This window comes from Dermatophilus congolensis (assembly GCF_900447215.1).
Lineage (GTDB): Bacteria > Actinomycetota > Actinomycetes > Actinomycetales > Dermatophilaceae > Dermatophilus > Dermatophilus congolensis_A.
This window is the reverse complement of sequence record NZ_UFYA01000001.1, coordinates 1750633-1763557: the sequence shown is the minus strand read 5'-3', so window position 1 is coordinate 1763557 and position 12925 is coordinate 1750633. Positions and strand designations below refer to the sequence as shown.

The window sequence follows — 12925 nt, the reverse complement described above, 5'->3', positions numbered from 1 at the left end:
TCACCCCTCTAAGGAGAAAACACCATGGCCGACAGCGAAGAAGACGATAAAAAATCCGGCGGAAACAAAAAACTCATCATCCTCGCCGCCGCTCTCGTCGTAGTACTCGTTGCTGCTGGCGTCATTGTCATGATGCTGCTCGGAGGGAATAAAGAATCCGAGCCCGACCCCGCCACCCAAAACGGCGCCGTCTACGCGATGAAAGATCCCATGACTCTCAACCTCGCCGACGGAAAATTCCTCAAAGTCAACCTTGCTATCCAAATGAGCAAGGCAGGAGATGAGAACCTCACCAAAGCCGGGATCGACCCAGCTAAAGGTCCCGACCTCAGTAAAGCCCGCGATGCCGCCATCGAGATCCTCTCCAAATACAAATACTCCGAACTCCTCCAGCCCGAAAAGAAAAACGAAGCACAACAAAACCTCAGCAAAGAAGTGAAAAAACGATACGACGGAGACGTGCTCTCCGTGTACTTCACAGAGTTCGTCATGCAATAAAGCCCAACCAACACAACCCCGCTGACGACACGATGGGTGGGGTGGCCAGACATACCGGCCACCCCACCCATCGCTGCACCCCCCAGCTCGAAGCCTTCTGCCCCCAGCCATGATTCGCATCCCCACACCACGTTTCGCCTCAGATCGTCCCACCAGCTGTCGATCAGATCCCATGTGAGTGCTGAGCCGATCGTCTACGACTTCCGTAGCCCCAACCGGTTCAGTCGCGAGCAATTTAGGGCGCTTCAGGTGGCGAACGAAACGTTCTCCCGCCAGATCGCGACCGTGCTTTCGACGACACTGCGGATGGTGGTCCACTGCAACCTCGAGGAGGTAGAGCAAACAACATACGACGAATACATTTCTACCCTGCCCAACCCATCGTTGCTGGCTATCGTGACACTGGACCCTCTGCCTGACGCAGGCCTGTTCCACATGCCACTCGAAGTGGGAATGAACGTTATCGACCGTCTACTCGGTGGACCAGGCACCGCCACACAACCCACCAGGGCCCTATCCGAAATGGAAGCAGGGCTCCTCGGGAACGTGCTGCGGCGCATGATCAACGAACTCGCCTACGCATTCGAAACACTCGAAAAAATCCAACCCGTAGTCGGGGCACTGGAGAGCGACGCGCAATTCATCCAACTGGTACAACCATCTGACCCGATGGTCGTATCAACCTTCGAACTGCGCCTGGGGGAGCAGGAAGCAAAAGCTTCCCTCGCACTCCCGATCTCCACACTTCAACCCGCCCTAGACAAACTGACGGAAAAACCACCACTGGAACTCACCGGACCCCGGGCAGTAGCAGTGGAACAACTTCGCCAACAAGTTTCGACCGTGCCGCAAGTAGTCCGCGTCGCGTTCGATGAAATCACGCTCACCAGTGGAGACATCCTCGATCTCGAGGTAGGGGACGTGCTCCCACTGGGTCATCCGACCAACCAGCCGCTCACGATGTCAGCCGACGGAGTGCCTGTCGCTAAAGCAGTACCTGGATCGCATGGCCACCGTTTTGCTTGCCAAATCGTCTCCCTCTGACCGCTGAAGGATCACTGCATGTCCACGAACTCTTTGGACGTCGACTCCGCGCTCTTAGCCGCGGCAGGCGTACTACCCGCGCACTTCGCGGACACAGACGCCCTGCGGCTGGAGACCCTCGACCCGATCCAGGCAACCACCATGTCCCTTCCCGGTGGCGCGATCGGCGTAGAGACAAACCTCTCTAACGCTGACAACCTCGGCACCCTCGTCATGGTGGTCACAGGACTTATCGATCACGCCAAAGGTGAAATCTTCGACCGCAACGAAGCACGCACCCTATGGACAGCCGCGCTCACCGAAGCAATGGAAGCCCTCAAAGGCGAAATCGGTGACTTCAAAAACGGCCAAATCCACATGGTCGACGCCTTCGACGCCCTCGAAAAAGCAGACGAATCCAACGTTGTTGGCGTATTCAACGAAGACACCCTCGCCGGCATGCTCATCGCACTGCCCAAAGAAGCCACCGGCCAAGGCGCTGCCGCCGAACTGGCCGCAGCCATCGCCGCCGCCGAAGCAGAAGAAAACGACGAAGACAGCGAAACCAGCGACAGCGAAGACACCACCGACGAAACCAGCGGCAGCGAAGAGACCACCGCTGAGGACACCACCGACGACACCGCCGCAGCCGCTGCCAGCGCCACACCACCCCCCGGCTTCCCCCCACCGGGAATGCCAGGAGCCCCCGATCCTTACGCTGCCTACTACGCAGGAATGCCTGCATACCCCGGCCCCGGCGGACTCCAAGGACTCAGCCCCGAAGAAGCCGCAGCCATGCACGCCCAAGCCGTCGCCGCTCGGCAAGCAGCCCAACCCTCCACCACAGCTCCCCAGTTCCAGCCCCTCTATGGCGGCATGGTCATGGCCGCCGACCCTCGCCGCATCGACCTGCTCCGCGAAGTCATCATGGGAGTCTCCGTTGAGCTTGGCCGCACCCAACTGACTGTCCAAGAAATCCTCGGACTAACCCCCGGGTCCATCGTGGAACTCGACCGTGCCGCCGGCGCACCCGTCGACGTACTCGTCAACGGCACCCTCATCGCCCACGGCGAAGTCGTCGTCGTCGACGAAGAATTCGCCGTCAGGATCTCCGAAGTAGTCGGGCGAGAAGGTGCAATCACCGCATGAGCGGAACCTCCGGCCTCGAGCTTGCTGTGCGGACAATCCTCTCCCTCGGGGCCGTTCTAGCACTACTTGTCCTGTTCATGCGATGGCTAGAAAAAGCCAGCAACACCCGCCAAGCACGAGGCACCACCACCATCGCCACCGAGGTGCTCAATCGCACCCCCCTAACCAAAAACGCATCCATGCACATCGTCCGCGTGGGAGGACAAGTACTCGTCCTGGGCGTCACCGACACCCGCATCAGCGTACTCACCGACCTGGGCCCCAATGATTTGACCAGCGACGACGACAACGACAACGCCTCACCCCAGCACGCCACCATCCACCCCCTCATCAATCGCCGCCACCACGAAACAGCCACCCGCATCGTCGCTGCCGTCACTGCCCGCACCGGACGCCACCGCGACCCCGCAGCTACCGCAGCCCGACTCGACCCCAGAAACACCAACCCCCCACACCGGTTCGCAGGAGGCCCGATGAGCACCCGGAACCGCCCCATCTCAGAGCCCACTAGCACCGGGCCCATCCTCACCCTTCACGGCTCCTTCACCCCTCGATTCATTCGCCGCACCCTCATCCCAGCCATCCTCACCGCGCTCATCCTCGCCGCCATCTTCATCACCGCCGCACTCCTACTCGGCAGCACCCACGCCTACGCAGCCACACCCGCGCCCAACATCAACATCAACCTCGGAGACACCGGCAACAACCGCTCCCTGTCAGTGCAGATCATCCTGCTCATGACGGTCATCTCCGTCGCCCCCTCAATCCTGCTGCTCATGACCTCATTCACGAAGATCGCCGTGGTCCTGGCACTCGTGAGACAAGCCATCGGAACCCCTACCATCCCCCCCAACCAGATCATCGCCGGACTCGCGCTCTTCCTCTCTCTATTCGTCATGACCCCCGTCCTGGGTACTGCCTGGAACGACGGCGTCCAACCCTTCCTCGACGGAAAAATCAGCCAAGAAGTCGCCCTCAACCGCATAGGCGATCCCATCAAAAACTTCATGCTTAATCACACCGGTGAACAAGAACTACGCACCATGATCGGCCTATCGGGCCAAAACCCCCCAGGTGACCGCACCGACACCACCTTCACCACCCTCATCCCCGCATTCGTTATCTCCGAACTCAAGAACGCATTCATCATCGGTTTCGTCATCTACATCCCATTCCTCGTCATCGACCTCGTCGTCGCATCGATCCTTATGGGCATGGGAATGATGATGCTTCCCCCCGTCATGATCTCCCTGCCCTTCAAACTGCTCCTATTCGTCATGGTCGACGGCTGGGGGATCATCACCACCGCGCTAGTCACCAGCTACGTGGGAGGCTGACATGACCGAAAAGAGCCACCCATGAGCGACCACGACGTCATGCAATTGGCTATCCAAGCGATGATTCTCGGAACCAAACTCGCTGGACCAGTCCTCATCGTCTCCCTCGTGATGGGATTCATCATCTCCCTCATCCAATCCGTCACCCAGGTCCAGGAAATGACCCTGACCTTCGTCCCCAAACTCATCGCCGTCGCCGCAATCCTGCTCTTCTTTGGCAACTGGATGATGCACGAAACCGTCACCTTCACCGAGACGCTCATCCACAACATCCCCCGATACCTCCAGCGGTAACCACCAATGAACCTCAACCTCGCCTACGACCTCCTCGTCGCGATGCTGCTGGTATTTACCCGACTCTCCGTCTTTTTCACCCTTGCCCCACCCTTCGCTGGTCGTAACTTCAACGCCCGCGCCCGCGCCGCCATGTCTTTCGCGATCGCCCTAGCCGTAGCTCCTGTCGTGCGCCCCACCGTCACTGCGCAAACCTGGAATTCATTGACCAACTTCGCCACCGCCATCGGCTTTCAAGTGCTCGTCGGCGCCACTCTCGGTCTGAGCGTCATCATCCTCTTCACGGCTTTCCAAGTCGCCGGACAATACGTCGATATGACTGGCGGATTCGCTATGGCCAGCATGTTCGACCCCACTAGCGGCACCAACAGCTCCATCATCGGCCGCTACACCGGACTGCTCGCCACCGCACTACTCTTCACCTCCGGCGGCCACCTCATCATGATCCGCGGCGTCCTGGAATCCTTCGACATCCAAGTCACCAAAGCCATCGACACCGGAGCCATCGCCCAAGCCCTCATCCACGACTTCGGCATCATGATCACCTCCGCCCTCCAAATCGCCGCGCCTGTTCTCGCCGTCCTCTTCCTCGCCGACCTCGCCCTCGGACTCGTTTCCCGCGCCGTGCCCAGCATGAACGTTTTCCAACTTTCCTTCCCCATCAAACTCATCCTCACCCTCACCCTCGCCTCCGTCTTCATCCTTGTCTTCCCAGAAGCTGTCACTCGCACCATCGCTGACGCCGTCGCCAGATTCCCCGCTATGACCGACATGCTCGGAGGGAAAAGCTGATGGCCGAAGACAAATCCAGCAAGACCGAAAAAGCCACCCCCGAACAACTCCGCAAAGCAAAAGCAGAAGGCAACATCCCCAGAACCCACGACCTCTCTATGTGGTTGACCGTCTTAGCCTTCTACGTACTCGGGCCCACCGCCCTATCCACCCTCTTCAGAACCGTCACTACCACCCTGCACGACATCGCACGAATCATCATCAGACCCGACCCTCGGCAAGCCCTCGAACTCTTCGCAAACAATCTCGTTGCCTACGTACGCATCGCCGGGCCGATCATCCTCCTGTGCATGGTTCTAGGAAGCGTGGGGCATCTTGTCCAAGGGGGTACTCGCCCCAACGCCAAACGATTCAAACCCAAATGGAAAAAACTCAACGCATTTACCGGAATCAAAAACCTCTTCGGCATGCAGGCTGCCTGGACCTTCGCCAAAACTATGATCAAATTCGTCGTCTTCGGCGTCATCGCCTACATGGGCGTCAAAGACACCATCTCTATGCTCACCGGCACCGGCCAACGCAGCATCACTACCGTCTTAGAAGTCACAGGTAACGCCGCCTACCGCGTCATGCTCTGGATCATCGTCGTCGGGCTCGTCATCGCCGCCCTCGACTACGGCGTCGAACGCCACCGCGTCGAAAAATCACTCCGTATGAGCAAAGACGAGATCAAACGCGAGAACAAACAACAAGAAGGCGACCCTCACATCAAAGGCCAACGCCGCGCCCGTCAACGCGAGATGGGCCAACGCCGCATGATGGCTGCCGTCAGCGAATCCACCGTTGTCCTGACTAATCCCGTTCACGTTGCCGTGGCCCTGCGCTACATATCCGGCGAAGGAGCCCCCCAAGTCGTTGCCAAAGGCGCAGGGCTACTTGCTCAACGCATCAAAGACGAAGCCGCAGCCAGCGGAGTCCCAGTCGTCCAAGATGTCATCCTCGCCCGCACATTGTTCAAAATGTGCGAAGTCGACTCCTACATACCTTTCGAGCTTTACGACACGATCGCCACCGTCCTGGCTTTCATCATGCGCATGTCCGACATCCGCCGCACCGAAGGCGCCCACCCATCCCCGGTGAAACATCCAGGCTGGAACGGAGTCGATCTGCCCGAGGACCTATCCGACGAAGCACTCGGCATCGCTAAATTCGGAGCACCCGAAGGTGCCTCCTACTCCAACACCTCCACCTACTAGCTTCTAACCAAAGCCCCTATCCCTCCAGCACTCTCAGATCACTATCCGCAATGCCGATGAGCATGCGTAGCCAAGGGGACCAGAACTATCTGGCCCCCAACCCCGTCCAGCGCTCGTGAGGTGCCGTGAAAAAGGATTACATCGCCACCATCGGGGTACCGGCGTTGATCATCGGCATCGTCGTCATGATGGTGATCCCTCTGCCCACCCTCGTGCTCGACCTTCTCCTCGTCACCAACCTCGCCCTGGCTACTGTCATCCTCGTTCTCGCCCTACGGGTGAAGAAACCCCTCGAATTTTCCACCTTCCCTGTGGTCATCCTCGTGGCCACTCTTTTCCGTCTCGCCCTCAACATCTCCACCACCCGACTTGTTCTTCTCAACGGGTTCGCCGGGCACGTTATCGAAGCCTTCGGCCAGTTCGTCGTCGGCGGGTCCATCGTCGTCGGTCTCGTGATCTTCATCATCCTCATGGTGATCCAGTTCATGGTCATCACCAACGGTGCCGGCCGCGTCGCCGAAGTCTCGGCTCGCTTCACCCTCGACGCCATGCCCGGTAAACAAATGGCTATTGACGCCGACCTCAACTCTGGCCTCATCGACGAAAATCAAGCCCGTTCTCGCCGCGCCGAGGTATCAGCCGAAGCTGACTTCTACGGCTCCATGGACGGTGCCAGCAAATTCGTCAAAGGCGATGCCATCGCCGCAGTCCTCATCGCCATCATTAACCTCGTCGGTGGCTTCATCATCGGCATGGTCCAGCGTGGCATGGATTTCCAGAGCGCTTTACAGACCTACTCGCTCATGACTGTCGGAGACGGCATCGTCTCTCAGATCCCTGCGTTGCTCATTTCTGTTGCAACCGGTGTCGTAGTTACCCGCGCCAGCACTAACAACGAGCTTGGAACCGACCTCCTCCAACAATTCGGCGCCAACCGCATCACCATCCAAATCGCTGCTGGTGTCATCCTTCTGCTGGCGATCGTCCCTGGCATGCCGTTCCTGCCATTTGCGCTTATCGGCGGTGCAGTCATGTTCCTGTCCACACGGATTCCCAAACTGGGAGAAGAACCGGAAGTCGAGACTCCCGAAGATTTCGAACCCCTTGTTCCGCAAAAAGATTCGCCTATGGCAATCGCGCAAGACATGCGGGTCGAACCGCTTGAACTCGAACTGGCCTACGACCTCATTGACTTGGTTGATGCTGCTAACGGCGGTGACCTCTTAGATCGAGTACGGGCGCTGCGCCGCAAACTTGCACAAGAAATCGGCGTCGTGGTGCCTTTGGTACGTACCCGGGACAACCTTGACCTGCCGCCACGCACCTACGCCATCCGCGTGCACGGAGTCGAAGTCGCCCGCGGCACCGCACCGGCAGGAATGGTCTTGGCCATCGGCGACGATCTCGATGACCTACCAGGAACACCCACCACAGAACCCGTCTTCGGGCTCGCCGCTAAATGGGTGCCAGGTGAACTACGTGAACACATGGCTTTGGCCACTGCCACCGTCGTTGACCGCAGTTCCGTGGTCACCACCCATATGGCCGAGGTTGTTCGCGTTCATGCCGCAGAGCTTCTCGGCCGCGAAGACGTCAAGATGCTCGTAGACATGGTCCGTCAATCAAACCCGGTAGTAATCGAGGAGCTCACTCCTACGCCGTTGAGTCTGGGTGAAATTCAACGCACTCTCCAGGCGCTCCTCGATGAACGTGTATGTATACGTGACCTCGTTCGCATCTTCGAGGCCATGTCTATGCGGGCCAAAATCTCCACCGATCCTGATGGGCTGACCGAAGCTGCGCGTGCTTCTTTGGGGCCAGCTATCGCTTCTAGTCACGCGGTTGATGGCCGGTTGTCAGTGATCACTTTTGATTCGCTTCTTGAGCAGCGTCTGCTTGAGAGCCTGCGGATTACTGAGGCAGGAGCGACCCTGATGATCGACCCGATGCTCGCTGAGAGCGTGGCTAACCAGATCGCCTCTGTTTCCGCAGAAGCCGAGGCTACTGGCGATCCACCTGTGTTTGTGTGTGCGCAGCCACTACGGCTGCCGATACGGCGCCTTCTGGAACAAGTGGCGCCGAGGATCCCTGTTCTTTCCTATTCGGAGTTGGGCGGTCAGCTCACGCTTGTCACGTCAGGAGTGGTGAATGTCGGCGAAATCGCAGCCTAAAAAAGGCAAAAAAGGTAAGAAGGGAAAGAAAGGAAAGGAGTCTGTCACCACGATTATCGTGGAAGAGAAGCCTGACCTTCCCCCTTTTAGTATCAGTGTGCTTTTCGCCACGGTGATGACGATCCCTGCTTTACTTAAGTATGTAGATGGCGGGATGGAGTTCGATCAAATGATTCTTCGTTACCTTGCCGCGCTCATCGTGGCATGGGGGTTGGTGAACCTTGTTTATGGAGTAGCGAAATCTTTCCGTCAACAGAATGAGTCAAAGATCGAAGCTACAAAAATCGATCATGTCACTGGCGAGATGCTAGGTGGGCAGAATTACCGTGTCCCTAACGGGGCGACTGGTTACGAGCCGCCGCGGGAGCGGATGCCTGGAGAATAATGATCGAAATGATTTTTTAGGTAATAGATAAAGGGGTGGTTCCTGACCGTACGGTTAGGAACCACCCCTTTAGTTAGCGTCAGACTATGTCGATGCCCATGCGTTTGCGTCCTTCGCGTAAGTGTTTGCGCAGGAAAGCAAGATAGCTGTCGAGTTCACCTTCACTCAAAAGTCCTGCCAGTTTGACGTGCTCGTTGTATGAGGCGGTCATGTTGGCGGGGGTGAGGGCGCCTGCGTGTACTGCTAGGCGACGCTGGTGGTCACGCAGGCTTTTGTAGAGGTCAAAGAAGAAGTCGTTTTCGCTCAGCTCCACGATGGCCAGGTGAAAGCTTGTGTCGGCATCGATGAATGCTGAGGCATTGTGGGCGCGGATTGCTTGCCGTTGTGCGTTGAGACATTCCCACAAGCGGTCTACGAGTTCCGCTGGAGGTTCAGGAGACTCGGATAGGAGTTTGGTGACGGCGAAGGATTCGATGATTTCGCGCGCCTCACCGACCGAGAGTGCTTCCTCGGCGGTGACTGGTACCACGACGGCACCGCGTTTGGGGTAAAGCTGCAGAAGCCCTTCCGCCTGGAGGCGGAGGAACGCTTCGCGTACTGGTGTGCGGCTGATTCCGAGTTCGGTGGAAACCGCGCCCTCGGTGATGACGTCACCACCGGCCAATGCCCCATCGAGGATTTTTCCTCGTGTGGCGTTATAGGCGCGTTCAGTCGCAGATATTGCACGCGACATGCCTCTCCCTCCAGTTGCCATAATTCCTTGCGGAATTTTAGGTGTTGAAAAATAGATCCCTTGGTATGGCTGGGATCTCCCCCTGGACTTGTAGTCGCTATCAATGAAGGTAGCGCTTCTGAGTCTCTTTGTCCAAGAGGAATACCGCAGGTGAGGGTATGTTTTTGTAGTCAAGTGTCCAGGTCGACATGTATTTTTATCAACTTTTCTGAGGTCTTTAGGTAATCGTGAGAGTGAATGGTCGATCGACATGTACAAGTGTTAAAAACATTTTCATTTTTGTAGAAAAAGAGAAGGTGGATAGTGCTTTGTTTGGTGTTACTTGTCTTCTCAGTGGATTTTTCTGTTCAGGCGTGGGTGATAGTTGTGATTCTGGTGGCAGTAGGGGTGGATTTGGTGGTGGATTCTTTACGATTCACAGGGGGTTCGAGGCAAAGTGGGGCCGTGGTTCCACGCGAGGATGGCGGGAGCTTCGCGGTGGTAGCCCAGAACGCTAACTGAGCCTGCGTCGAGGGTGAGGGCTGATCCAAAGCGGGGGGGCATGCGTAGGAAGACGGCTGTGAGGATGCGTAGGAAGTGCCCGTGGGCTATGAGGGCGACGTCTCCGCGTGTCATAGCTGGTAGAGCGCGTGTGAGGACGCGGGATGCGCGGGCTGCGACTTCTTCGACAGTTTCTCCGGGAGTCTCGCCACGGATGACGCCGTGAGTGAAGGCAGTCCAGTTGTAGCCGAGTTCTTCGCGGATGGATTCGGTGGTGCGGCCTTCGTAGCCGCCGTAGTCCCACTCGACCATGAGGTCTTCTATTTCTGGGGTTAGCCCGGCCAGTTCGGCGGTGCGTCGGGCGCGTTGGAGGGGTGAGGAGAGAACGAGAGTGAAGTTGTAGTCCTTGACGAGGGTGCCTGCGCGTCGGGCGAGTTCTTCGCCGTGGTGGGTGAGGGGGATATCGGTGAGTCCGGTGTGTCGTCCGAGTTTGGACCAGGAGGTTTCGCCATGGCGGATGATGACGAGTTTTCCGGGTGGATTGTTGGGTGCGGGGGTGTTGGGTAGGGGGGTGGTCACGTTTTCACAGTATGTCGCGTGGAAAGAGGGTGGTTGTGGAGTGAATCGGTGTATGTCGCTTGGGTGGGGGAGTGGGTGGCTGGTGGTGCTGATTTTGTGATGGGTGTTGGTGTGGGTATGCAACGTGGTGATTATGTACGTCGTTTGTTTTTGATGGTGTAGCTAGCTGGGTGTTTTCGTTGGATTGGCGGGTGTGTGGTGTTGTCTGATTGGCGTTCGTTGTATGCGGTGCAGTGGGCGCGGGCTGTTCCTGATGTGGTGGGGACAGAGTTTCCCTATGTGTCGTCGCATATGTCTGCCGAACGGGGTGATTGTGATGTGACTCCGCATGTGTTGCATCCAGCTTTTTATGGGGCTTTGGATTGGCATTCGTCGTGTCATATGCAGTGGTCTGCGTTGCGGTTGTTGACGTTGGTGGATTTGCCGCAGGCTGAGCGGGCGGGGTTGGTGAAGCTCTTGGATGAGCGCTTGACACCGGAGAATGTCGCAGTTGAGGTCGCGTATTTGCGGGAGCATCCGTGGTTTGAGCGGCCGTATGGGTGGGGATGGGCGGCGATGTTGGTGGCTGCTGCGTTTGAGGCGCAGAGCGCGGGGGTCCCTGGGGCAGGGGAGTGGGCTAGGGCGAGTAGGCCGTTGTTGGATGTTGTGTTTGAGCTGGTGAGGCAGTGGCTGCCGCGGTTGTTGTATCCGGTGCGTTCGGGTGAGCACGCGAATGTGGCTTTCGGGATGGGGTTAGTGCTGGATGCGTTGGATGTGATGTCGGCATGCGGGGTAGTTCGCAGCGATCGGGGGTTGCGGTCGTTGGTGGTGGAGCGTGGGCGTGCGTGGTTTGGGCAGGATCGGGATTATCCGGTGGCGTGGGAGCCTGGCGGTTCTGATTTTTTGTCGCCTGCATTGACGGAGGCGGGTTTAATGCGCCGAATTCTTCCGGAGGGTGAGTTTGTTGGGTGGTTGGCTGATTTTCTTCCGGGGTTGGGGCAGGAGGGGTGTTCGTTATTGAAGGTGCCGCAGGTGTCCGATCCTGCCGATGGCAAGGGTGCTCATTTGTATGGGTTGGTGTTGTCTCGGGCAGCAGTGTTGCGGCGGTTGGGGCCGTATGTGGGGAATGAGGTTGAGCGGCGTATTCGTGTGGTGACCGCTGAGCAGGTTGCTTCGGTGCAGGAAGCGATTGTTGCTGGCGATTTCATGGCAACGCACTGGTTGGTCTCGTTCGCGCTGTTGGCTGTGACTGCGTGATGCCGTCTGATCTCTGCTGATAGTGCTGCTGTAAGCGAATGAAAAAACCCGAGATCATGGGATGTGATCTCGGGTTTGCTTGTGGCCAGGGGCGGGGTCGAACCGCCGACCTTCCGATTTTCAGTCGGACGCTCGTACCAACTGAGCTACCTGGCCGCAGGAACATTTTCCTGTCAGTTCTTGCCATACAGATTGGCTGGTACAGAATCGCTCCCTTGATTCAAGAGATCAAGAGAGCGATTGCCAAAAGAACTGGCGACCCCGACCGGGCTCGAACCGGCGACCTCCGCCGTGACAGGGCGGCGCGCTAACCAACTGCGCTACGGGGCCTAGAATGCATTGAACTTTTTTGAGAGAAGACTTCTCATCAGTAAGTTCTCTGCTGTGTTGCTCTGAGCGACTAGTTTATCTAAGCACATTGTGTGCGCTTCGTGCCAATCAGCTCTTCTGCGCATCCCCAACGGGATTTGAACCCGTGTTGCCGCCGTGAAAGGGCGGAGTCCTAGGCCGCTAGACGATGGGGACCCTTTCCTTACGGTCTCTACCAGCTTTTTATCTCTGATGCAGCGAACTGCACCGGATTAAATTCCGGTTGACCCCGTGAGGACATGAAGAAGCATATGTGACAAACAGGCCAAGCAGCAAAACGGCGGCATCTGCGCTGGTCATCACCCTAAAAGCCGGCCCTGGTCAGTGGGCCTGCGCGCTCTTCGCTCCGCAAGCCACCCCGAGCAATGGTGAGCCACCCCTGCTGCAACCCAGGGTGAAGAGCCCCACTATCTGCTGGCACAATCGAAAAGACCCGCGCACGCGGGAACCTCGACAGGGCGAAAAGGTGGTGACGGGATGCGCGGGCACCCCCGCAAGCGGTACACACCGTGCACCCCCAGGAGGATATGTGGTTAGCCTCTGGCGGCGACAAGGACGATGGCTCGCCTCCCCGGTCCGCCTTGTCCCCATAGCGTTCATCCTTTTTATGGCCCTTGGCGCAGCACTGCTGGCTTTACCGATCTCTCATCCCGGCGAAGTTGACTACCTCGCCTCGGCGACAG

At 57.9% G+C, this 12925-nt stretch carries 12 protein-coding genes and 3 tRNA genes; 10 read left to right on the top strand and 5 right to left on the bottom strand.

The annotated features are described in order from the left end of the window. Positions 1-24 precede the first annotated feature (24 nt). The 9 genes from DXZ77_RS07780 (at position 25) to DXZ77_RS07740 (ending at position 8845) form a co-directional block, all read left to right on the top strand. Positions 25-498, top strand: a complete 474-nt coding sequence (locus DXZ77_RS07780) for a flagellar basal body-associated FliL family protein (protein ID WP_115031173.1) — start codon at positions 25-27, stop codon at positions 496-498. 174 nt (positions 499-672) lie between these two features. Next, positions 673-1542 (top strand): flagellar motor switch protein FliM, encoded by an 870-nt coding sequence (locus DXZ77_RS07775; RefSeq protein ID WP_115031172.1) that lies wholly within the window; start codon positions 673-675, stop codon positions 1540-1542. Between the two features lie 18 nt (positions 1543-1560). Beyond that, positions 1561-2670: a flagellar motor switch protein FliN gene (gene fliN, locus DXZ77_RS07770; protein WP_115031171.1), complete on the top strand. Its 1110-nt coding sequence runs from the start codon at positions 1561-1563 to the stop codon at positions 2668-2670. Then, on the top strand, positions 2667-4007 hold the full coding sequence (gene fliP, locus DXZ77_RS12610; protein WP_115031170.1) for a flagellar type III secretion system pore protein FliP: 1341 nt from the start codon (positions 2667-2669) through the stop codon (positions 4005-4007). Before fliN ends, fliP begins: the two co-directional genes overlap by 4 nt. Positions 4008-4028: 21 nt before the next feature. Beyond that, complete coding sequence (locus DXZ77_RS07760) at positions 4029-4301, top strand: flagellar biosynthetic protein FliQ (protein WP_115031169.1); 273 nt, start codon at positions 4029-4031, stop codon at positions 4299-4301. Between the two features lie 6 nt (positions 4302-4307). Further along, a complete protein-coding gene (gene fliR, locus DXZ77_RS07755; RefSeq protein WP_115031168.1) occupies positions 4308-5093 on the top strand; it encodes a flagellar biosynthetic protein FliR in 786 nt (261 codons plus the stop codon). Then, on the top strand, positions 5093-6289 hold the full coding sequence (locus DXZ77_RS07750) for an EscU/YscU/HrcU family type III secretion system export apparatus switch protein (protein ID WP_115031167.1): 1197 nt from the start codon (positions 5093-5095) through the stop codon (positions 6287-6289). The genes fliR and DXZ77_RS07750 overlap by 1 nt, the downstream gene beginning before the upstream one ends. 125 nt (positions 6290-6414) lie before the next feature. Next, positions 6415-8460, top strand: coding sequence for a flagellar biosynthesis protein FlhA (gene flhA / locus DXZ77_RS07745; protein WP_115031166.1), 2046 nt, complete (start codon positions 6415-6417; stop codon positions 8458-8460). Further along, positions 8438-8845 carry a hypothetical protein gene (locus tag DXZ77_RS07740; RefSeq protein WP_028326724.1) on the top strand — a complete coding sequence of 136 codons (408 nt, stop codon included), beginning with the start codon at positions 8438-8440 and terminating at the stop codon, positions 8843-8845. The genes flhA and DXZ77_RS07740 overlap by 23 nt, the downstream gene beginning before the upstream one ends. A 79-nt stretch (positions 8846-8924) precedes the next feature. Here the strand turns inward: DXZ77_RS07740 and DXZ77_RS07735 are convergent, their stop codons facing one another. Together DXZ77_RS07735 and DXZ77_RS07730 are read right to left on the bottom strand one after the other, a co-directional pair. After that, entirely contained in the window at positions 8925-9578 is a 654-nt protein-coding gene (locus tag DXZ77_RS07735) for a GntR family transcriptional regulator (RefSeq protein WP_115031165.1), read from the bottom strand. A gap of 408 nt (positions 9579-9986) precedes the next feature. Next, positions 9987-10637, bottom strand: a complete 651-nt coding sequence (locus DXZ77_RS07730) for a histidine phosphatase family protein (RefSeq protein ID WP_115032759.1) — start codon at positions 10635-10637, stop codon at positions 9987-9989. A gap of 201 nt (positions 10638-10838) precedes the next feature. Here DXZ77_RS07730 and DXZ77_RS07725 point away from each other — a divergent pair, with 201 nt between their 5' ends. Next, complete coding sequence (locus tag DXZ77_RS07725; protein WP_220181612.1) at positions 10839-11873, top strand: DUF2891 family protein; 1035 nt, start codon at positions 10839-10841, stop codon at positions 11871-11873. An 82-nt stretch (positions 11874-11955) separates the two neighbouring features. Here the strand turns inward: DXZ77_RS07725 and DXZ77_RS07720 are convergent. The 3 genes from DXZ77_RS07720 to DXZ77_RS07710 form a co-directional block, all read right to left on the bottom strand. Continuing rightward, positions 11956-12029, bottom strand: a tRNA-Phe gene (locus DXZ77_RS07720). A gap of 97 nt (positions 12030-12126) precedes the next feature. Further along, positions 12127-12203, bottom strand: a tRNA-Asp gene (locus DXZ77_RS07715). A 122-nt stretch (positions 12204-12325) separates the two neighbouring features. Continuing rightward, positions 12326-12398, bottom strand: a tRNA-Glu gene (locus DXZ77_RS07710). Between the last annotated feature and the right edge of the window lie 527 nt (positions 12399-12925).